At 64.0% G+C, this 20,337-nt stretch carries 21 protein-coding genes; 10 read left to right on the top strand and 11 right to left on the bottom strand.

Going from position 1 to position 20,337, the window contains the following annotated elements:
• Positions 1-171 precede the first annotated feature (171 nt).
• The 4 genes from VFW04_01265 (at position 172) to VFW04_01250 (ending at position 3,918) form a co-directional block, all read left to right on the top strand.
• A complete protein-coding gene (locus tag VFW04_01265; protein ID HEX5177932.1) occupies positions 172-2,583 on the top strand; it encodes a protein kinase in 2,412 nt (803 codons plus the stop codon).
• A gap of 212 nt (positions 2,584-2,795) precedes the next feature.
• Positions 2,796-3,260 carry a hypothetical protein gene (locus VFW04_01260; protein ID HEX5177931.1) on the top strand — a complete coding sequence of 155 codons (465 nt, stop codon included), beginning with the start codon at positions 2,796-2,798 and terminating at the stop codon, positions 3,258-3,260.
• 175 nt (positions 3,261-3,435) lie between these two features.
• Positions 3,436-3,633, top strand: a complete 198-nt coding sequence (locus VFW04_01255; protein ID HEX5177930.1) for a hypothetical protein — start codon at positions 3,436-3,438, stop codon at positions 3,631-3,633.
• 75 nt (positions 3,634-3,708) lie between these two features.
• Positions 3,709-3,918: a hypothetical protein gene (locus VFW04_01250; protein HEX5177929.1), complete on the top strand. Its 210-nt coding sequence runs from the start codon at positions 3,709-3,711 to the stop codon at positions 3,916-3,918.
• A 97-nt stretch (positions 3,919-4,015) separates the two neighbouring features.
• Here the strand turns inward: VFW04_01250 and VFW04_01245 are convergent, their stop codons facing one another.
• Together VFW04_01245 and VFW04_01240 are read right to left on the bottom strand one after the other, a co-directional pair.
• Entirely contained in the window at positions 4,016-6,673 is a 2,658-nt protein-coding gene (locus tag VFW04_01245; protein HEX5177928.1) for a protein kinase, read from the bottom strand.
• 426 nt (positions 6,674-7,099) lie between these two features.
• Positions 7,100-7,315, bottom strand: coding sequence for an addiction module protein (locus VFW04_01240; GenBank protein HEX5177927.1), 216 nt, complete (start codon positions 7,313-7,315; stop codon positions 7,100-7,102).
• Positions 7,316-7,567: 252 nt separating this feature from the next.
• Here VFW04_01240 and VFW04_01235 point away from each other — a divergent pair, with 252 nt between their 5' ends.
• Entirely contained in the window at positions 7,568-8,008 is a 441-nt protein-coding gene (locus tag VFW04_01235) for a DUF2442 domain-containing protein (GenBank protein HEX5177926.1), read from the top strand.
• A 241-nt stretch (positions 8,009-8,249) separates the two neighbouring features.
• Entirely contained in the window at positions 8,250-8,387 is a 138-nt protein-coding gene (locus tag VFW04_01230) for a hypothetical protein (GenBank protein HEX5177925.1), read from the top strand.
• 1,193 nt (positions 8,388-9,580) lie between these two features.
• Here the strand turns inward: VFW04_01230 and VFW04_01225 are convergent.
• The 4 genes from VFW04_01225 to VFW04_01210 form a co-directional block, all read right to left on the bottom strand.
• Entirely contained in the window at positions 9,581-9,802 is a 222-nt protein-coding gene (locus VFW04_01225; GenBank protein ID HEX5177924.1) for a DUF433 domain-containing protein, read from the bottom strand.
• 151 nt (positions 9,803-9,953) lie between these two features.
• The gene (locus tag VFW04_01220) at positions 9,954-10,760 is read right to left on the bottom strand and encodes a helix-turn-helix domain-containing protein (GenBank protein HEX5177923.1); all 807 of its coding nucleotides are present in this window, start codon (positions 10,758-10,760) and stop codon (positions 9,954-9,956) included.
• A gap of 503 nt (positions 10,761-11,263) precedes the next feature.
• Positions 11,264-12,076 carry a subclass B3 metallo-beta-lactamase gene (gene bla, locus VFW04_01215; GenBank protein ID HEX5177922.1) on the bottom strand — a complete coding sequence of 271 codons (813 nt, stop codon included), beginning with the start codon at positions 12,074-12,076 and terminating at the stop codon, positions 11,264-11,266.
• Between the two features lie 156 nt (positions 12,077-12,232).
• On the bottom strand, positions 12,233-13,096 hold the full coding sequence (locus VFW04_01210) for an AraC family transcriptional regulator (GenBank protein ID HEX5177921.1): 864 nt from the start codon (positions 13,094-13,096) through the stop codon (positions 12,233-12,235).
• Between the two features lie 316 nt (positions 13,097-13,412).
• On the opposite strand from VFW04_01210, the gene VFW04_01205 reads away from it, so the two are divergent.
• Positions 13,413-14,390, top strand: a complete 978-nt coding sequence (locus VFW04_01205) for an aldo/keto reductase (protein HEX5177920.1) — start codon at positions 13,413-13,415, stop codon at positions 14,388-14,390.
• Between the two features lie 236 nt (positions 14,391-14,626).
• On the opposite strand, the gene VFW04_01200 is transcribed toward VFW04_01205, so the two are convergent.
• From VFW04_01200 to VFW04_01185, 4 genes are all read right to left on the bottom strand, one after another.
• A complete protein-coding gene (locus VFW04_01200; GenBank protein ID HEX5177919.1) occupies positions 14,627-15,304 on the bottom strand; it encodes a hypothetical protein in 678 nt (225 codons plus the stop codon).
• A gap of 477 nt (positions 15,305-15,781) precedes the next feature.
• A complete protein-coding gene (locus VFW04_01195; protein ID HEX5177918.1) occupies positions 15,782-16,207 on the bottom strand; it encodes a hypothetical protein in 426 nt (141 codons plus the stop codon).
• A gap of 241 nt (positions 16,208-16,448) precedes the next feature.
• Positions 16,449-16,910 (bottom strand): putative toxin-antitoxin system toxin component, PIN family, encoded by a 462-nt coding sequence (locus VFW04_01190; protein HEX5177917.1) that lies wholly within the window; start codon positions 16,908-16,910, stop codon positions 16,449-16,451.
• 292 nt (positions 16,911-17,202) lie between these two features.
• Positions 17,203-17,616: a hypothetical protein gene (locus tag VFW04_01185; protein ID HEX5177916.1), complete on the bottom strand. Its 414-nt coding sequence runs from the start codon at positions 17,614-17,616 to the stop codon at positions 17,203-17,205.
• Positions 17,617-17,997: 381 nt separating this feature from the next.
• Here VFW04_01185 and VFW04_01180 point away from each other — a divergent pair, with 381 nt between their 5' ends.
• Positions 17,998-18,228 (top strand): hypothetical protein, encoded by a 231-nt coding sequence (locus VFW04_01180; protein HEX5177915.1) that lies wholly within the window; start codon positions 17,998-18,000, stop codon positions 18,226-18,228.
• A 2-nt stretch (positions 18,229-18,230) separates the two neighbouring features.
• Here VFW04_01180 and VFW04_01175 read toward each other — a convergent pair whose 3' ends face one another.
• Entirely contained in the window at positions 18,231-18,455 is a 225-nt protein-coding gene (locus VFW04_01175; protein HEX5177914.1) for a DUF433 domain-containing protein, read from the bottom strand.
• A 562-nt stretch (positions 18,456-19,017) separates the two neighbouring features.
• On the opposite strand from VFW04_01175, the gene VFW04_01170 reads away from it, so the two are divergent.
• Together VFW04_01170 and VFW04_01165 are read left to right on the top strand one after the other, a co-directional pair.
• Positions 19,018-19,215, top strand: a complete 198-nt coding sequence (locus VFW04_01170) for a hypothetical protein (protein HEX5177913.1) — start codon at positions 19,018-19,020, stop codon at positions 19,213-19,215.
• 244 nt (positions 19,216-19,459) lie between these two features.
• A complete protein-coding gene (locus VFW04_01165) occupies positions 19,460-20,194 on the top strand; it encodes a hypothetical protein (GenBank protein ID HEX5177912.1) in 735 nt (244 codons plus the stop codon).
• Positions 20,195-20,337 lie beyond the last annotated feature (143 nt).

The raw sequence follows: 20,337 nt of genomic DNA, 5'->3' as shown, positions 1-20,337 counted from the left end.
AAAATGAGTCGCGGGGCGGCTGCCCAACGCCCCTATCGTTAGGCGCAACGCGCGCACCCGCACGCGACCTTGCGAGATCGGCGCCGACGCACCAACATGGTATGTCCCTGCCGGCCTGCGAGCCGCCCCTCGGAAGAACGCCTCACGCGCGGAATGTCATCGCCCCTAGCAGTGCTTCGCGCAGTCCTCAACGACCGCTACGATGTCGAACGTGAGATCGGCCGCGGTGGCATGGCGACCGTCTACCTCGCCCGCGATCGCGCGGACGCGAGCACCGTCGCTATCAAGGTGCTGATCGCCGACGTCTCGCAAATGCTCGGTGCCCAACGATTCCGGCGCGAGATCGAGCTCACCACCCGCCTCAGCCACCCCAACATCCTGCCCGTCCGCGACTGGGGCCAGACGGGTGAATCCCTGTACTATGTGATGCCCTACGTGGCGGGGGAGTCGCTGCGCGATCGCCTCAGCCGTGAGCGGATGCTCCCGATGGACGACGCCATCCGGATCACCTGCGACATCGCGGCCGCGCTCGAGTCGGCGCACCGAAGCGGCATCGTCCACCGCGACATCAAGCCCGAGAACATTCTCCTCGACGGGAACGTCGCCCTCCTCGCCGACTTCGGGATCGCCCACGCCATGAGCGCGGCGGGCGAGCAACGCCTAACGCAGACCGGCATCTCGCTCGGTACGCCCACCTACATGAGCCCCGAGCAGGCGATGGCCGAGCGCTCGCTCGACGGCCGGAGCGACGTGTACAGCCTGGCGTGCGTGACGTACGAGATGCTGGGCGGCCAGCCGCCGTTCACCGGTCCCACCGCGCAGGCCATCATCGCGCGCCACGCGCTCGAGAGCGTGCCGTCGCTCACCATCATCCGCGGCACCGTGTCGCCGGAGATCGAGGCGATCCTCCGCAAAGCGCTCTCCAAGTCCGCCGTGGACCGATACGCGTCCGCCGCGGAGTTCGCCGAGGCGCTGCGTCACCCGGAGACACAGTCCGGTCTCGTGCAACCCACGGCACGAGGCGCGACGTCGCGTCGGCGCTCGCGCCGCCGGCTCACCGCGATCGGCGCCATCGTCGCGGCGGTGCTCGGCCCGGTCGGCATCTTCGTGTGGCGCACCCGCGGCAGCGCGTCACCGGCAGGCGGTCCCGGCGGTCCCGATCCGCACCGCGTGGCCGTGCTCTATTTCCAGGACCGGAGCAAGGACGGGAAGTTGGCGTATCTCGCCGACGGCCTAACGGACGCGCTGATCGACCGGCTCTCGGCCATCCCGCAGCTGATCGTCACCTCGAGCAACGGCTCCGCGCTCTTCCGCGGCAAGGATGTCCCACGGGACAGCATCGCGCGGGTGCTCAATGTCGGAACGCTTGTCGACGGCAGCGTGGACCGGCGGGGCGACCGGATGGCCGTGAAGGTGATGCTCGAGGATGCCGGCGGCGCCGATCTCCAACACGCCACGTTCGAGGTGCCCGCCGCGCAGCCCCTTGCGCTCACCGACACGCTCGCGGCACGGGTCGCACGCTTCCTGCGCGCGCGCCTCGGCGAGGAGGTCGCGCTGCGCACCGAACGAGCGGGCGCGAGCAATTCGCAGGCCTGGTCGCTGCTACAGCGCGCAAAGCTGCTTCAGGCGGACGGGGATCGCGCGCGTCTGGCGAACGACACCGCGGCGATGCTGCGCGACTTCAGGCGTGCAGATTCCACGCTGGCCGCCGCGGAGCCGCTCGATCCCAAGTGGGCTGCGATCTCTGTGCTGCGCGGAACGATCGACTACTGGACCTCGCGCTTCTTCAGCGGCGACCAACTCCGCGTGAAGCAGTGGGTGGACAGCGGCCTGGTGCATGCCAAGCGGGCGCTCGCGGACGCGCCGCGGAGCGCCGACGCCTACCGCCTGCGCGGCGAGCTGCGTTACTGGCTCTGGCTCATGGCGGTCGAACCGGATCCGACGAAGGCGAAAGCCCTGCTCGACGCGGCCCGCTCCGACCTCGAAACCGCCACGCAGATCGCGCCTAACCAACCGGAAGCATGGTCCATCCTCAGTCATCTGTACTACCAGTACAACGACGTGGTGAGCGCCAAGCTGGCCGCGCGACGGGCCTATGACGAAGACGCGTACCTGAGCGACGCGAACCTGATTGTCTGGCGGCTGTTCACCACGTCGTTCGATCTGGAGCAATTCCCCGACGCCATTCACTGGTGCGACGTGGGGGCGGGACGCTTTCGCGCGGACCCGCGATTCGTGGAGTGCAAGCTCTGGCTGATGCCGACCGGCGCCGTGAAGGTGAACCCATCGGAGCCGTGGGCGATGGTCGATTCCATGGTGAAGCTGTCCTCGCCGCCGGACCGTCCGTACGAGAAGCTGTTCGGCATCCCGCTCGCCGCGGGTGGGTTGTTCGGAGCTGGCCTGCGCGACAGCGCGGCGCGCGTGCTCGACCGGCTTGACGATCGAGCCGACATCGATCCCACGAAGGATGTCTCGCAGTACGCGGCGCTGGACTGGGCGCTCATTGGGAAACAAGGACAAGGCGATCACGGCGCTGGCGTTGTACCTCAGCGCAAATCCGGCGCGCGCCGTGGGCTTCGATGACGAGCACAGTTGGGAATGGCGCAGCATCCACGACGACCCGCGCTTTCAGGCGCTCGTCGTCCAGCGGGCGAGGTAGGCCGCCCCGTCTTCGTATGCATTCGAGGTGAGTCGCTCGGGCATCGAGAGCGTTGGGCGTCATAGAGCGTGTGCCCAACCCAATTCGTTAGGCATCAGCACTGCGCCGTGCGCTCCGACGCAATCTTCGAGTGCAGGTGACCGACGCGGCGCTCTTGCGGGTGCAGGGCGCGGCGCTGCACACGACGTTAGGCGAGATCGCGCTGGCCGAGCGCCATGCCGATCGGGCGCTGGCCGAGTTTCGCCGGGGCGACACGGCCTACGACAATCGTCCGGCCACGGAGTGCGCGCCGTGCTTGCCGCTCGAGCTCGCGCGTGCGTTCGATGCCGCTGGGCAGTCGGACTCGGCGATCGCGCAGTACGAGGCGTTCATCGCGACGCCGTACTACAACCGGCTGGTGGAGACCGATCCGTTGGCGTTGGCGCTGGCGCCCGAGCGGTTAGGCGAGCTCTACGAGGCGCGCGGCGATGTGGCGCGGGCGGCGGCGCACGATCAGCGGTTCATTGCCTTCTGGGCGAACGCCGATCCCGATCTGCAGCCGCGGGTGGCGCAGGCGCGGCAGCGGCTGTCGGCGTTAGGCGCGCACGAGGGGAAGCCGTAAGGATCGGGGACCGTTGAGAAAGGTCGGACCCGTACACGAAGACTTCTCTGCCGCCGAAACTGAACCACTACTGGTCGACGCGCATTAGCCTTCACGGGCTTACGGTAGTATCTTTCGTACGTGTTGGTCTCTCAAGAGCGAGAGACTGCGGCGCGAACGTCACGCGGAGTGGTCCATGCCTCCCTCGGTGCTCGAAGTTCAGGACCGCTTGCTCAAGGAGATGAGTCCGGAACGCAAGCTGCTCGTCAGCGATGCACTGCGCCGCAGCGCGTGGCAGCTCAAGGCCGCATGGGTTGCGCGCCAGCATCCGGAGCTCGACGCGGAGGCCATTGACGCGCGCGTGCGGCGCACGTTCCTCGATGCCGGCGCCTGACCTCTACACACACTTCCTACAGCGCCTGAACGCGACTGGCATCCGCTACATGGTCACCGGCGGTGGGCAGCGCCTATGGCTGCCGAAACGGTATGGGTGGCACCGATCGAGTACGTGATCTTGATGAAGCTCGTCTACTTTCGTGACGGTGGTTCGGAGCGACACCTGCGGGACATTTCCGCGATGCTTCGGATCAGTGGTGAAGCGATCGATCAAGCAGCGTTGGAGTCGTGGCTAGAGCGTCTGTCGCTGCGCAGCGAATGGACTTGGGCAAGAACCTACTAACGACCACGCGTTTAACATCCAGCAGCGGGTCTGACACTCGGCTGGGCAAGTCGCCTCAAGGCTGCCGCGGGGAGAGCCGCCGCCGAACCATCGACACTCAGCGTTGCGCGCGGTCGACCGCCGCTTTCACCTGCGCCACCCAGTTGGGCACGACGCGCAGGTACGACGCGCTGCGCTGGGCCGGCTCCTGCATATAGATGATTCCGCCATCGTGCGACACGCGATTGGACCAACCCGCCGTGTCCGAAAACCGCGGGTCGCGCGCCCAGAGCACCGGCGATCCCTCGGGCGCACCGGTGACGGAGTCGATCGCGACGCTGTACCACGAGACGCCTTGCCGATAGAGCAGCTGCGTGTCGGACAGCCAGATGGGCTCGACACCGCCGTCGGCCACCTGCCACTGTCTGGCTGCCTTGGGAAACTGCGACACGATGATACGCCCCGTCTGGCCCGTCTGTACGACCAGGTGCCGACCGTTAGGCGAAAGGGTCGCGAACGGAACGTCGCGCGCGACCGCCTCGAAGCGCAGCGGATGGGCCGATGGGTCGAAGGAGAACACGGTCGAGGAGACGACATCCTGGGCGAGCGCCGTGTGCTCCGATTGAAAATCGAGCGGTTGGGGCACTGATGCGGGAGCCGTCGCCGCCATCAGCGTGTCCGGCGGGAGCCCCGAGCTCGGCGAACCCATGACAATGGCGGCGCGGGTGGAGTCGCGCGCCCACACCAGAATACGCGTCCCATCACGGCTCCACAGCGGCTGTCGGATGTACTCGGCGCGGAACCACGAGAGCTGTTGCCCGGTGCGCAGGTCCCGAACGTGTAGCTCGTCGCCCTCGTTCGTTAGCACGACAAAGGCGAGCCAACGGCCGTCCGGGCTCAAGTCGAATCGTTGATAGGCCGCGGCCGGCATGTCGAACGGACGCGCGGTATCGCGCGGCGCCAAGCGGGCCATGCGGCCGATGCCGGCATCGGCGCCCGGCGCGTAGACCAGCGTTCCGTTAGCCGTGAGGTCGTATTGCGCGTCGCCCACCGCATCGCTCCGGACCCCCGTGAGCACCGTGACCGAGCGGCCGGCGAGATGGCGATCGGGGTCGTAGCTGGCGGCGCGCACGTCGCCCTCGACCGAGAGGTAGAGCAGATAGCGCTTGCCCAAGAGCCGGTAGTCGGACCCGGGAAGCGTGGCGCCGGGCGAGCCGTCGGCGCGCGGCGCGCGCAGCGCCCACCCGGTCCCGGCGTCGGGATCCACGACGCTTCCGTTAGGCACGAGGGAGCAGATCAGCCGCCGCATGGCCGATGCCCACACGCCGTGCGCGCACCGGGCGCCACGCTTGGAGCGGAGCAGCCCCTGGTCCGGGTCGAGCCAGTTGTAGCGATATCCGTCCTCGTCCATCGCCAGCAACTGCGTGGCCGAGAGCCACGTGAGGTCCATGACCGTCGTGCCCTCGAACACCGGCCGGGCCTGGCCGCCGGCGACCGGCACGACCATCACCCGACCGGCCTTGATGAAGGCGACGCGGTTGCCGTCGGGCGAGACGCGCGGTCCGAAGGCGCCCATCGTGCCCGCGATCGGCCGGGCGGCCGCGTTCTTCAGGCTCCGATACCAGAGCGTGGTCGAGTCGCCCTCGAGGGCGGCGTACACCACGAACTCTCCGTTAGGCGCAACGGAGAGGGACCGCATGGCCGTCCCGTAGCTGGTCATGGAGGACGTGCCTTCCGCCGACATGGTCGCGCTGTCGGGCAGCGCGGCGTCGTACACCGTTGGTCCGGGCGTGGCGCGGGTGGCCACCGCCCAGGCGCCCAGGGCCGCCAGCGCCACAACGACGCCGAAGAGTCCCGCGGCGATCCGCCGCCACGGCGCGGGGCTTGGCCCGCCTAACGGAGCATCGGCGCGCGCGGCGGCGCTCGCGGCGCGGCCGGCGGTCCCGGGCTCATCCGAGAGCGCCGCCGCGAATTCGCCGGCGGTCCCGAACCGGTCGGCCGGCAGCTTCTCGAGCGCGGTCAGCACCGCGCTGTTGACCGAACGCGGCACCGTGCGCCGCACGCTGCTCGGCGCCGCCGGCTCGGCCGTCATCACCTTGGCGACGATCGACTGCGCGGTCGGGCCGGTGAACGGGGGCTCGCCCACCAGCATCTCGTAGGTCGTCGCGCCTAACGCGTAGATGTCGCTGCGCGCGGTGATGTCGCGCTCGCCCATGGCCTGCTCGGGGCTCATGTAGTGCGGCGTGCCCAACGACATGCCGGTCTCGGTCATCCGCGCGCCGCCGGCCTCGCTCACCGCGAGCGCGATCCCGAAGTCAGCGACGAGCGCGCTGCCGTCGTGCAGCAGGATGTTCTCCGGCTTGATGTCGCGATGGATGATGCCGTGTCGGTGCGCGTAGTCGAGCGCGGCTGCCACCTCGCGCGCGATGCGCACGGCGTCGGGCACCGGCAGCTGCTTTTCGCGGGCGAGCCGGTCGCGCAGCGATTCCCCGTCGACGAACGGCATCACGTAGAACGCCGTGCCGCCCACCTGGCCCGAGTCGATGAGGCCCAAAATGTGGGGATGCTGCAGCGTCGCGATGGTTCTGATTTCGCGCAGAAAGCGCTCGGCGCCGATCACGGCGGCGAGCTCGGGGCGCAGCACTTTTATGGCGACCTTGCGTTCGTGGCGGAGGTCGTGCGCCAGATACACGGTCGCCATCCCACCGGCGCCGATCTCGCGGTCGATGCGGTACTGGCCGGCGAGCGACTCGCTCAGCGTGTCGGTTGTGCTCATGCGGGGTGAATCGGAGACGGCGGGCGTGCCAAGGGCGGGCCGGCGGCAGGACCAGTCAAAGGTCGCGTGAAGAGGCGAGTTCCGCCAGACGGCGGGTTCGCACGAGCCGCCTCGCCGAAGGTCAGCACGTTTGCGCGCGTGCCTTCCGGGCGGTGAACTCATCCTGGCGGTCACGTGAGCATCGGCGGCTCACCTTCTCGTCGCAGGACGCTCATGCTCAGTTGCGTTAGCTGCGCACATCGTCACCGATGTCGTGGACATCATCCACGGCAATCGGATATTGTTCTGGCGCGCGTCCCGATCTCCACGAACGCCACTCGAACGGAGCGCAGAAACTCGTGTCCTAACCGGCGCTCCGGCGTTCATACCAGCGGAAGGCTTCTGCAATATCGGCGCGGACCGCTCGCCGAACGAAAAAGTGCGGCGTCACTCGCCGCGCTGGGCAATCTCGTCCAGCGTCTCGTCTCCCGGCTCGCCAAGGTCGCCGTCCGCTTGGAGCTCGGCTCGGCGTCGCCTGAGCTCCGCGACCTGCTCAGTAGTCGGCGCGACATCTCCTGGATCCAAGCTGTCCCATAGCTGCTCGGCGAGCTCGATACGCTCTTCCGGAGTCAAATGGCTGAAGTCGAGAATGGGAGCGGCCATGTACGGAACTTGACCACGTTGCGTAGACAGAGCAAGGTGGCCGCGGACGCGGACGACTCTACGGCGCGCGCCGATGAGGGCATGGCGAAGGAGATCACCGTCGTGCGCGGCCAGGCGGTCCTTTGCGCTAACCTATCAGTTGGGTTATCATGTAAAGTGCCGACAGTGCTCCGCGAGGCGCGGACATTACGGCCGCATGCCATCTCGTGGAGCGGCACACCGCTCATCTCCTGCAGTGCTGGAGGAAGTACCATGACTAACGAACGGCGGACATCGAAGGCCGCGATCCTGGCTCAGATTCCGGCCGCGCGTGCGCGTGAGGCTCGTGCGCGCCGCACCGGGCGTCGAGCCATCTCGGCGCGCTACGACCGCCCAACGGGGCGTGTCATGATCGAGCTCACCATGGGATACGTCTTCGGCTTCCCGACCGATGCGATCCCGGCGCTGGCCAAGGCGCGACCCGAGCAGCTCGCGGCCGTGGAAGTGAGTCCCGGTGGCAGCGGCCTCCATTGGGAAGCGTTAGACATTGATCTGAGCGTGCCGGGTCTTTTGCTGTCCTCGCTCGGCCGCGCGCAGCAACGAAGCGAACTTGCCCGTCTTGCGGGGCGGACGACGAGTCGTCTCAAGGCCGCCGCGGCGCGGGCGAATGGTGCGAAGGGAGGACGGCCGAGGAAGTCGGCGCGGCGCGGCTGAGGCAAGACTGCGCCGAGCGACGACCCGCCCTGGGCATACTACTTCAGGTCGATCTGAAGGCGAATCGGTCAGGCCGAATCCAGAAAAAAACCAACCGTCACCGTTGAGCCGGCGGCGCGGAAAGTTCGCCGAGGGCGGCGATGCGCACGTGGTCCTGCGTGCACCACCATGCACCGTCTTCGTACCAGAGGGGATGCTTCGAATGCAGCGGACATGCCGGCCATGTCGAATTCACCGTGTGATGAACGGTTTGCTGCACGTGTTCGACCAGGACGTCATCGATATCGGGCCCATCGAGAATCGCGACGACGCTGGTTTCGAAGCGCACGATCTTGCGATGGCGCGCGCCGAGTGTCCGCTCGACATCACGGTCGAGTAGTTGCGCGGTGCGTATCAAGTCCTTCCGCATGTCAATTCAAAGGTAAGGAGCTTCCCTCAATTGCGTCGTGTCAGCCGGCCGTCAGATGGCCCATATGCTAACGCTGCGCGCGCGCACGTCGCAGAGTCCGTGACAACTGATACAGAGTCCGCTGGTAGCTGTGGCAGATTCCAGCGCATCCGATCGTTGGCGCTGACTGAATCAGTGTCCGACACGAGACGTTGGTAGACTCGCGTGGATGCGTTCCATGCCTAGTCGAGGGCAATACAGCCGGACTGCAGTTGTCCCACAACGGCGCCTGCGGATGTACCGGAGGATTCCACCACAGCCGTGACCGCGATCAGAAAGAACACGCCGCTCCGACCCAGCACGCGAACTGTCACGATTGCCCCCGGGGGAGCATGTCTGGGATGATGCGATCGGATGACGCGACAGTTCATCCTCGTCCATGTCTTAACGCCCCGCAGTTTCGGTCAAACAAGTCACATCGTTACTTGGCGAAGGTTGCGAGGACAGTGGTAAACGAGCTGTCAAAGACCATATCGATTGTGAATCCCCAGCGGTGGCGTGCGGGTCGCCGACGACGTACCGCGTAGGTCCGAATCGAACGAGAATGACCCGGCGAGGAGTTATCGTATCCGGAACGTCGAGATTCCGGCCGTATGTACGCCAGAACTGCTCGCATGCATGTCGCGGAGTCGCTCACGAGCGAGACTGAATCCTTCGGGAGTTGCGGCAGATGAAAAAGTGTGCGGCCGACAGCCGTGATTGAATCAGTATCAGATGCCAGCGCCTGGTATTCGCTTAGCTCGCCGATCCATGTCGAGTCGTAAGGTTCACAGCCGGACTGTTGCTCGCCGATTCCTGTACTGGCACCGGTAGCGCCCGGAACGGTCAGTGCCACTGCGAATAGGAACGACACTTTGCCGGCTGGACCTAGCGAGCACGTTCTCACACGTGTCTCCTCGAGCTGGTCAGCGCTCTCGTTGGGATCATATCACTGAAGACTTCCGGCAGTTTGTCGATATGTGCCGGCGATGTCTGCATCCAGTAAATGAGCGATTTTGTCCTCCGCGCGCCACGTGACGAGATCCGACCGGCGTCGTTGATGCACGATGTCAACTCGGTGCCCGGGGCCGCAACGTGCCGAAGGCTCGCGGCAAGTTGCCATCGAGCAAGATGCGCGCGAACGACTATGCCGCTGGCGTGATCAGCGCCTGCTTGGCGAGCTCCAAGACAGCGACCGCATGCTCGCGGGTGACAGCTGGAAATTCGTCCAGGAACTGGTCGAGCGGATGGCCAGCTTCCAGGTAGTCGATCAATGACTGCACCGGGACGCGAGTGCCTGCGAATACCGGCGTGCCTCCCAAGCGCTCGGGCGAGGCCGTGATCAAAGGGTCTGGTAGGGGCGACATTCTGAGCTCAGAGCTTGGGGTGGCGGCAGGACCAACTAGAGGTCGCGTGAGTAGGCGGGTTCCGCAAGACGGCGGGTTCGCAAGGGCCGCTTGGCGAAGATCAGCGAGCTTGGGCGCGTTGGAAGGCGCCAGGCGCCATATCCAGCGAGCGTTAGTACGACCCGAGATCCGATTCCTTTACATCAAGGCGAGACGCAATCGCAGCCAAGGTCTGTGCTTGTGGCGCGCCGATCTCATTCCGCTCGATTCTCGCGATCGTCTTGGCGGAGATTCCAGGGAAGTCATCGCGCCGAAGGTTCTTTTGAAGACGTAGTCGGCGAATCGACGCTCCAAGCGATTTGTCTTCCTTTAGCAGCTCTTTCTTGCGCCGACGCCGGAAGTCAGAATCGAATTCGTACAGGATCGCATCTGAAGCAGCCTCGAACTCTCCGAGTTTTACTGTTTGCCCGAAGTCGGAGACTTGGAATTTTTGCGGGTCTGCTTTGGGACTCGAGCTACTCTGGCCAACAAACCATGCGAGCGGCACAACCAACGGATCGATCGTTCCTTTGTACAGAACAACGGCTTCATCCTTCATGTCGACCGTTCCGCCAATGAACAAGTCGGCTCGATTTGGAGCAACCAAGACCTCAGCAAGTTCCTTCGCGTCTAGATAGCTAATCGCTTCCTTTGCTGCGAGTACATGGCGAAAGTAGACGTTCAGGACATGCCGCGTTGCCTCCGCCACCTCGCTAAAGACGAGCAGCCGATGTTCGCTCTGAAAGACGGAGATGTGATTCGCAAGCGAACTAAACGCGCTTGAATCAAACGATAGCCAAATCGATCTCGGACTCGCATGCTGGAACGACGAGAGCAAGTCATCGTCATTGTCCAGCAAGCAGGTATGTCTGCACACCGCTTTCCACAAGCGCTGTGACTTCTTCTGGCGCCGCTTCCTCTGCGTATCAACGAAGTACACGCAATGACTCCCGAATCTCATCTCGCGCTTCGATCGCTCGCTTCGGGAGGCGCTTCTCTTGGTAACGCCAGAGCTAGTCTTCATCATCGGAGTCGCGCTCCAGTGATTGCACAGGATTCAGAGGATACAGTTCGCCCCAGACGGAGATGAACTCGTCGAAGCGACCGAGCACGTGTCTTAGCAATTGCCGTGGAACCTCCCTGGGAGCCGGTGTGCGATCGAGAAACTGGCCCGTTCTGAGGTTGATTCGCCAGGACTTCGTGCCGCGCAATAGCGTTACGTGAGGCGGTTCTACCGTCTCTCTGTCGCGAATCTTGAGCCGCCAGGATTTCCGCCACGGCTCCGGAAGTTCGAATGCAGTTGCCAGGCCGGTGTCTCATGGATCACCCCGCCAGAAAAGATAATGTCCTCTTCTGATTTACGCCAGAAGAGGACATTTTGTTCCGTTGTCTAATCGCCGATCCCCGAATGGCAGGTATCGAAGAAGGTCTGGGGTTCAGGCGTCAGTTTCCCATTTGCTTCTTGAGCGCCGTGCGAAACGCCTCCTCGCGTTCGGCGACGTACGCCTTGTAGCCCGCGGGGTCCACGAACGCCGTCGCGTCGCCGGCTTTGAACTTCTCGTACTTCTTCTCCATGTCGAAGTACGCGCCATGCGCGCCGAGGAAGATGTCGCATGGCAGCGCCTTCAGCACACGAAATGTCTTCTCGAAATCCTGTGCGATCGCCGGGTACTGCGCGTTGCCGACGAGCTTGTACCCGGGGTTGACGTTCGGACTGCCGACGATGACGACGTCGTATGTCTTCGCGCCCTCTCTGACTGTCATCGTCCACGTCGTGCAGCCCTTGGTGTGACCGGGCGTCAGATGCGCCACGAGCGTGGCGTCGCCGAGCGTGACGTGGTCGCTGTCGTGCAAGACGCGATCGACGGTGGTCGGGGGGTAGAGCGATGACGCGTCGGTGCCATACTGAAAGTCGAGTTTCCCGCCGGACTCGACGACCGGCACGTCGGCGTCCATCACCATGTACTTGGCGCCGGTGAGCGCCTTGATCCTGGCGCTTCCAGCGTCGTGGTCAAAGTGTGCGTGGCTGATCAGGAGGATCTTGACGTCGCTGAACTTGAAGCCGAGGTGCTCGATGCTCGCTTTGATTTGTGGGACGTTCTGCTCGAGGTCGCTGTTGATCAGGATCAGTCCGTTAGGCGTCGTGACGAGGTAGCTGGCGAGGGCTTTCGTGCCGACGTAGTAGAGATTCCCGGCGATATGGAACGGTGGAAAAGGTTCGGCCCACGTCGAATCGACCTGGGCGGCGACAGGCAAAGCCGAAGCAACTCCGAGTCCGATTGCAAGCACGACTGTACTGAGAGTACGCATCTTCCCGAATCGGCTTTCATCAACATCCCGCGGCGTGCCGCGCTCAATGACGTGCTTGCGCCAACGTCTTGCTCATGTGAACGGACACCATGGCCGACACCCTTACCGAGAGGCTGCCGCGCGCAAACGCTCGGCGTCCCGACGCGGCGGCTGACCAAATAGCCGGACGTACTCCCGATTGAACTGCGACGCGCTCGCGTAACCCACCTCATAGGCAACGGCTTCCGCACTCGTAGCTTCGGAAAGAAGGAGACGACGAGCCTCCTGCAGGCGCAGATGCTTCTGGTATTGAACCGGACTCATTGCGCAAACCGACTTGAAGTAGTGATGGAGTGCCGACGGGCTCATGTTGACTCGCTTCGCGAGTGCGTCGATCCGGAGCGGTTCCGAGAAGTGTTCCTTGATCCACGCAATCGCCCCAGACACCCGGCGCAGTCGCCCATCACCGATCGCCATCTGAGCCAAGCGTCCAAACTGTTCGCTCTGGAGAAGTCTGTAGTGGAGCTCTCGCAGAATGAGCGGTGCCAGCACCGGGAGATCTTGCGGCGCATCGAGCAGCCGCACCAGGCGAAGGAACCCGTCGAGCAGCGGAGCCCGTAGCGCGCTCACGTAGAGGCCTCGTCCGTCGTGATCGTCTCGCGGTGCCTGCCGTCCCGTTTCCACGATCAGTGCCGCGAGGTCCCGCGGGTCCACACTGAGAGTCATACATAGGTACGGCCTACCCGGGCTCGCTTCGAAGACACGCCCGACGGCAGGTAGATCCACCGAGACCGCGAGGTACTGTGACTGGTCGTAGAAGTACGTCTCGTTGCCCACCGTCACTTCCTTTCGCCCTTGCACCACAACGTACACCGCCGGCTCCATGAGGACGTTCGCCGATTCGGTTGGTTGTGAATACCGATACAGCTTCAACTCCCTGATCGCGGTCTCGTTCCGCCCTTCGGAATTCGTCCGGCGCTCGAGCACCTTCGCAAGCTCGCGCCGTAGAGCTTCGGCAACTACCTCAGTCTCCTCGCGTTCGGCCGATGCGGATCGACTGCGATGGAATTGAGTAGCTGCGCGTTTCCGATGAGTAGACACGTTATTCGCCATGTCTGTACGGTAGCGCCCCGCGGAACGTTCCTCCAGAGACGTGGAGCAATAGGCAAGAGTTCTCCTTGATCAGGCAGGGACGCACCGCCTGGACAGCGCTACCATCCGTTCGTCGCACTAAAGCAGAAATGAGCAAATGAACGTCTGGTCGGAAATGCACAAACCATTCTGCAAACGGAGACACATCGCGATGAAACACGTCTCGATCGGAGGACTCGAGGTCTCGCGCATAGGGCTGGGCGCGATGACGATGGCCGGGTACTACAACATCGGTGCAGGCAGTGACGCGGAGTCCATCCGCACCATCCATCGGGCACTGGACCTGGGCGTCACTCACCTAGACACCGCCGAGATCTATGGTCCGTATACCAACGAGGAACTCGTCGGCCGAGCGATCAGGGATCGCCGCAACCAGGTTGTGTTGGCGACAAAGTTCGGCCTCGTCTCGCACTCCAGCGGCGGCCCGGGCGTGCTCGACAGCAGCCCAGCGAACGTCCGTGTGGCGGTCGAAGGGTCGCTGAGACGGCTCGGCACCGACCACATCGACCTGTACTATCAGCACAGGGTCGATCCCAAAACACCCATCGAGGAAACCGTCGGCGTTCTGGCCGAACTTGTCGGCGAGGGGAAGGTCCGCTACATCGGTCTGTCCGAGGCCGGTCCCAGCACAATCCGCCGCGCCCACGCTGTGCACCCGGTGTCCGCGCTGCAGACCGAGTACTCCCTGTGGACGCGTAACCCGGAGGCGGAACTGCTGCCGCTGCTGCGCCAACTGGGCATCGGCTTCGTTCCTTACTCGCCGCTCGGCCACGGCTTTCTTACAGGTGAGATACGCTCGCCCGAACAGCTCTCCGACGACGACTGGCGCAAGACCAACCCACGCTTCTCCGGCGAGAACTTCAAGCGCAATCTGCGCATCGTGGACGAAGTAAAGGCGGTGGCCGCGGAGGCGGGCGTGACGCCGGCGCAAGTGGCTCTGGCCTGGCTCCTAACGCAGGGCGACAACATCGCCCCAATTCCTGGTACCAAGCACGTGTCCCGCGTCGAGGAGAACATCGCGGCCGACCGCGTCGAGCTGAGCGCCCGTCAGATCGACCGACTGAACAACCTCACTCCGGCTGCTGGCGAGCGACACGAGGAGGGAAACATGGCCCGAATCGAGCGATAACGCTGGAGCGACGCTGCATAGTCGCAGGGCTGTTGCGCTATGTCGCCGGCGCGGAGCGGTCCATTGCTTTGTTGGAAGCAGCCTGCTGTGATTTTCGATGGCATCATTCAAGGCGACACGCACGCCTTCGAGCGACTCTCCACCGAGCCGGCGATCACGCAGGCTAGTGGCTGTCGAACCTGGCTTCGCTTGTAGGCGGGTTGCGGCCTAACGCCATCGCATACGCGCTCGCTGATTCAGGGCTCTCCTCGAAGCTGCTGTACGGCGGTCCGAATGTGGTCGTCCACGGTTGGCAAGCCGACGAGCGTCGCCTTATCCTTGGCGTCGACGAATGCGGCCCATTTCTCTTCCCGCAGCTGGTTAAGCGCGTCTCTACCGAGACAAAGGTGACCGCCGATGACGAGATAGCAGATCCCGACTTTTTTGTGTCTTGCGCGAATGTCTTGTAGGTTGTGATACGTGGGGCGCCTCACTGACTGCTTGAGTTCCAACACTACTTCGCGTCCTGTTGGACCCCTGAGGTAGATGTCCGGGCGGCGTGGAATCGTCTCGCCCCTTCGATGGCCGCATCTGTTGAACTCCACTTCAATGGCACCCGTGGCGCTCAGAATGCGCGGGAGCACAAGCGCCGGGACGAGGTGCTCGAAAAAGAACCCCGTGGCTGATCCAGCGCTCGGTTCATCTTCGGCCGGTCCGTGAATTCTGCACGTCTTTCGCAGATCCGTTCGGCTGCTTTTGCAAATCCTTCGTAGATACTCCCACGACGCCCAATAAGCGCAGGCCAATACGTCGTGGACTTCGCCATCGGGGATATTGATCGCGGCCTTTTGCAAGTCGCTGAATGCCGACGAGAACCGTTCGGCTGCTGAGGTCCATGCTTCGAGATAGCACGCCGCGATGTCGCTGGCGCTCATGGCTGTTGCCTGGAATGATTGGTGAGGTGTGCACTTGCCTTACGTGACTGACGACTTTCCTATTCCAGGTCGTCACGGCTCACGGGACGGAAGCGGGCCGAGCTCGGACAGTTGCCTAACTCGAGTATGAAGAGCGGGCCGCTAAACGCCTGGAGAACTTCCTTCGTCACGGCATGAACCAACACGCGTGAGGGTCCAACTCGGTCGACGTACACGATGTCGCCAGCTGAGAGAGCGTCGGCGAGCTCAACATCGTCGCCGATCTCTGGAGGTCCATGTCTCGTACTCGACGCGGCGTCAGTCATTGGGTCACTCTCGTTGGCGCCGACAGCAATGTCGTGCCGATGGAACGGCAGCGTGCCACGGCCTCTTGCAATGGTGAACCTATCACTGTCATCTGACAGCGAGTCGACGATGCCAGGTCGGAATTCGCATCACGCGCTTCGCCTATGCGGCATCAAGGCTCACGCGGTCAGGTCAGAAGTGACATGCGGCCGGCAGCCAATGTCGCGGTAGCTTTTGTGCGAGGTAAGCGACGACTGCCTTCCCGTGAATGACGGTCAGGCGCACCGCAGTAACGGTGGCTCTCGTCCGGAGCGGCCCATGGGTGGCGACATAGTCGAGGATGAAGCGCGCGTCGGTAACCATCGGTGCCTGGGCCACGTCGTCGACCGACAGCGTGTCGTCGAGCATGAGCGCGCTGTTGGGCGCGCTCCAATCCGCGTCGAGGAGCTCGCGCATTTGGTTAGGCGAGAGGCCGCCAAGGTCTGCCTGGGGGCGGTCGTTATAGGCGCGCGTAAGGCGATCGGCGACGCGCTGCGCGTGCGCCATGGACACGTACGGTCGGTGGGTCTTGAGTTCGTCCAACAGCGAGTCGAGGAAGGGCGGGCGATCGTCACGCATATTATGCAGCTTGCGCGCGTGCTCCAGCGGTGCGCAAGAGCGGAAAGGGGCCGCCGACATGTTGCAGGCGGGGTGGGTTGGCCCGGCGCGCGTATTAGGCCGTATGGGTGTTGGGCACACCTCTCACGTGTGAGTCTCTGAGGGTCGAGAGACTGTGGCGCGAGCGACAGGCGGAGCGGCCTTACCAACGCCTTGGTGGTGAACACCGTGATCGATCGAATGTAAGCCGCACGAGTGGGTACTATCCGTCACCCTCCCGCTTGGGGGTTTCGAGGTAACGTTCCAGCAATTGGCGTGGTGTGACGATCGCGAGACCGGCCCAGCCGTTTAGGCGGAGCAAGTGCTTATCACCTGACACAATCGTTGGTACACGTGCGGCAATCGCACATGCCAGGAACTTGTCGTCTTCCGGATCGGCCGAGACACCATAGGAAAGAGCGGGCGCATCGACAACGGTTGCCGTTTGCGTCACGAGCGCCAGTATTGCATCGAGGCCGGTGATCGCCGGGTAGCGGGTCGAGAGAACTGCGGCGGCCTCGTAGTCCTCCGCGAGAATGTCAGGCGAGAGCACAAGTTGCATCCGGCTTTCCTGCCAAGCGGTGAGCAGGCGTCCAGGCACGCCACCGAAGAAGATTCCCGACAGGAGCACGTTCGTGTCGAAGATGACGGGGAGAGGCGCGGGCCACGAAGATGGTGCAATCACCGGCGGTCGAGGCTGTCTTACTTGCGACCACGCGCGCGGCGGCTGCTCGCGACGGCTCGTGCGACGTCCCCGCGCCGCATACCGCTTTGTTTAGCCGCAAGGCGAGCCTGCTCGACGAGCATGGCGAACTCTCGCTTGTCCGGCTGCTGTAGGACCTTGAGGATCACTACGTCTCGGTCGCCGAGCACGACGAATTGGGCGCCGGGTTTGAAATCCGGCCGAGACGGGTAATGACCGCCACGGGCACGATGTCATTGGTTCCGCGTCGAGGGAGCACGCATGCGCGGTGATGCTACGTGAGATCGATCAGAACGCGAATCGAGCGCGGGAGTGCCTGGCCGTTGAAATCGCGGCCGCGAGCGATGAAACCGCGACGCTCCAAGGTCTTGATCATCTCGTGCACCGAGGGAGCCGATACCCGGAAGTAGGCCTGAATGTCGCTTTCCGCGGGCGCGATTCCGAACCGCACGAGGTAGCGCACGATGAACTCGAGATATTGGCGCTGCCGTACCGACGGATCGCCGGCCCCCCGTGGGCGGCGCGCCGCCTCGTGAAACCTAACCGTGAAACCCGCGGGCTCGGGGCTAACCGTTAGGCGCGTTCCATCGATGAAGTGAATGGCGATGCCGCCGGATGGGATAGCGTCGACGTGGCTGATCCGTCGGTCGGCAAGCGTGTCAGAGAGCGATCGAGTGTCGTGTGCCACGCGGCGTACGGGAAGGGTGACGTTGCCTGTGTATCGCACCACCACGCGATGCTGAAAGGGCCTGCGTGTGATGCATGATACGCCCGGTGTCAGGCGGCATGCTTGCCGCGGCGAACTTTCACTGTCACGTCGACGCCTCGAGCATCAGATCGGCGCGGATACGAAGATGCTCCGCTTCGACATGATCGAAGCCGACGGCCTCGAATGCGTTGTCATATCGCCGACCTCTCGGCATGACTACCTCTCGACATTCGACATCACGCGCCCGGCGTCGAGCGGTTAGGCGCTAACGCGCGTCACGTGCCCGGCGGGTGTGCGGGCAATTGCTGCGAGGATGACAGGCGCGAGCCGGCGTAGGTCCTCCACGCGATTCGATCGGGCGTGTACGACGACCACGGCCAGCCCGGTGGCAGCGACGTTCTGCTGGAACGCGAGATTCCGATCAACGGTGACGAGTGTTGCGAAGCCGCGTTCGCGCATCAGACGCAGGAGATCACCGTTGCGCCGGCCCGCCCATCCTTCGCTCACTACGTGCGAGACATCGAGTCCGTGGAGATCCCTCTCGAACCGTCGGGGCACGCACTCGTCGAGGAGAACGCGGCGTGGCGGTGAGGTCACGCCGCCGCAGCGCGCGCGAGGAGCATCTCCTTCGCGAGCTCGAGAACTGCAACGGCCTGTTCGCGCGACACACTCGGAAAGTCCTGTAGGAACTCGTCGAGCGGGTCGCCGGCCTCCAAGTAGTCCAGCAGCGTTTGCACCGGCACGCGCGTGCCGACGAAGACGGGCGTGCCCCCCAGGATATCCGGGTCGCTGTGGATAGGAAGTTGGTTCGTTTGCATCAGGTTCTCCTGTCGCCTCTGTCCCGTGTTCTATGCCGCCATCGTCAAGCAGTCCGACTCCCTCGCCAGCGCACTTCTCCAGTGTACGGCGGTCTCTCGCCCTGCGGCAAGGTGGTCTGAGTCCTGGCCCAGGTGTGGGCCGGCCCGATTACGTCAAGTTGGGAAGTCCGACTTCGCGGGTCCCTGCGCGTACGCGAATGCGTACGAATGGCACACCGGGAAAGAGATGGTGTTCTCCCGGGCTTCTTGACGATCCGTTCGCTCTGGCCATTCATGACATCGTGCTCGCTCGGCGGGCTGCCAGCTCGTCCAACCCAGCGAGCCGTCGCAACGCACGTCTTGCTCACGAAGTGGAAGTGCCTTTCGGGGCGCTGGTCGAATTCGTGTTGGTGCGCCTGCGTGCAGCCGAGTCCTAACAGGTCGCGAGCAGGAACAGGCCGCTGACTGCATGACGCATCAATCTACCGGGAGCTTCGCCCGCGTGCACTTGCGGTAGTACTTTGATCGTATGCGTCCGTCAAGGCGAGAGACATTGTGGCGCGAACGAGAGGCCAAAGCGGCAATGCCCCACACCGTGCTCGAAATGCAGGACCGGTTACTCAAGGAGATGAGCCCAGAACGTAAGCTGCTCGCGAGCGATGCGTTGCGACGTACGGCATGGCAGCTCAAGGCGGCGTGGATTGCGCGCCAGCATCCCGAGCTCGATAGTCAGGCCGTCGACGCGCGCGTGCGACGCGCGTTCCTCGATGCAGGCACCTGATCTCCATCTGTGCAACCAATGGTTTGGTAGGGACACCATGCTCGCAATGCTCGCCTGTCTCCTGAGCATGTTCGCTTGCCATCGCGTTGACCCGGTTCCTGCTCCGGTGGCGAGACCGATGGCCATGCGCGCGGTCGGAGCACGCCCGGTTTTGCTGACCGCAACCTGCACGCTCTCACGGAGAGCGAGCGCGATATCGTGTGTGCCCGCCGCTCCTGCCCCTCGAACGGATGACAGCACACACGTGGCGCGCTCGCCGGCGGGTCGGTATGGGGAGTTCCTGGCGACCAACCTTGTGCAGGATAGCGTCAGGCAGGTGTGGTCGTTCGACGCATCCCTGCACAACTCGTTAGGACAAGCGATCGGCACGCTCGACGGCACGAGCGTAACAGGCTCGGATATTTTGGTGACCGCGATCCGTGCAACGCAGGGCACAGGAGCCGTCAGCGTGATCAACGCCGATGGCGTGGCTCATGTCACCGCGCCGAATCAACCCTGCTTCGCCTACGACCAGATCGTGGCGTCCGGCGCGCACAGCACCGCAAAGCGGTGGGAGCTCCGCGTGCCGAATACGGTGGCTACCGTGAGTCTCGACATCCTCGTGACGACGGATTTCCCCGCCGAGCAGAGTGTTGCCTTGCTGCCGCCCGATACCGTGCCGTCGTGGGTCCGCGCCGACACGAACATCGCCCCTCCCACTGATAGCTCACCAGGCCATTTCGCGAAGCGGATCGTCATTGTGGTGTTTCGGCCAACGGCGACACTCGCGGAGCGGCAGCTCGCGATCGCGTTCGTGAACGGAGTAGTGGTCGGGGGCATGCACAGCCGTGATGGCAGCATCGGCACCTACTACGTGAAGGTCCCCGACGACGCCTCGGAAAATGGAGTGTTTGCGGCAATGCAGGCGCTCGACGCGCTACCACAGGTACAATTCGCGGCCTTGGAAGTGTACCTGGACGAGCTCTCTTCGCCTAACTGATGGTAGTTGGCCAGTTCGCACGTCGACGCCTGTCCGGGCGAGCATTTCGACCAGAGTATCGATGCTGAACCGCTCGATTTTGCCCCGCGTGAGGTCAGAGATCCGCGGCTGGGTGACGTGAAAGAGCTTCGCGGCCTCCGCCT

It is taken from the genome of Gemmatimonadaceae bacterium, assembly GCA_036273715.1.
Classification (GTDB): domain Bacteria; phylum Gemmatimonadota; class Gemmatimonadetes; order Gemmatimonadales; family Gemmatimonadaceae; genus JADGGM01.
Note: the sequence above shows the minus strand (reverse complement) of the source record. Positions and strands in the feature narration are given on the sequence as shown.

Bases quoted from the DNA above. Each gene is read 5' to 3' on its own strand.
- VFW04_01255 (HEX5177930.1), top strand. From the start codon at position 3,436: ATGCCTCCCTCGGTGCTCGAAGTTCAGGACCGCTTGCTCAAGGAGATG.
- VFW04_01250 (HEX5177929.1), top strand. From the start codon at position 3,709: ATGGCTGCCGAAACGGTATGGGTGGCACCGATCGAGTACGTGATCTTG.
- VFW04_01245 (HEX5177928.1), bottom strand. From the start codon at position 6,673: ATGAGCACAACCGACACGCTGAGCGAGTCGCTCGCCGGCCAGTACCGC.
- VFW04_01240 (HEX5177927.1), bottom strand. From the start codon at position 7,315: ATGGCCGCTCCCATTCTCGACTTCAGCCATTTGACTCCGGAAGAGCGT.
- VFW04_01235 (HEX5177926.1), top strand. From the start codon at position 7,568: ATGACTAACGAACGGCGGACATCGAAGGCCGCGATCCTGGCTCAGATT.
- VFW04_01230 (HEX5177925.1), top strand. From the start codon at position 8,250: ATGAACGGTTTGCTGCACGTGTTCGACCAGGACGTCATCGATATCGGG.
- VFW04_01225 (HEX5177924.1), bottom strand. From the start codon at position 9,802: ATGTCGCCCCTACCAGACCCTTTGATCACGGCCTCGCCCGAGCGCTTG.
- VFW04_01205 (HEX5177920.1), top strand. From the start codon at position 13,413: ATGAAACACGTCTCGATCGGAGGACTCGAGGTCTCGCGCATAGGGCTG.
- VFW04_01200 (HEX5177919.1), bottom strand. From the start codon at position 15,304: ATGAGCGCCAGCGACATCGCGGCGTGCTATCTCGAAGCATGGACCTCA.
- VFW04_01195 (HEX5177918.1), bottom strand. From the start codon at position 16,207: ATGCGTGACGATCGCCCGCCCTTCCTCGACTCGCTGTTGGACGAACTC.
- VFW04_01175 (HEX5177914.1), bottom strand. From the start codon at position 18,455: ATGCAAACGAACCAACTTCCTATCCACAGCGACCCGGATATCCTGGGG.
- VFW04_01170 (HEX5177913.1), top strand. From the start codon at position 19,018: ATGCCCCACACCGTGCTCGAAATGCAGGACCGGTTACTCAAGGAGATG.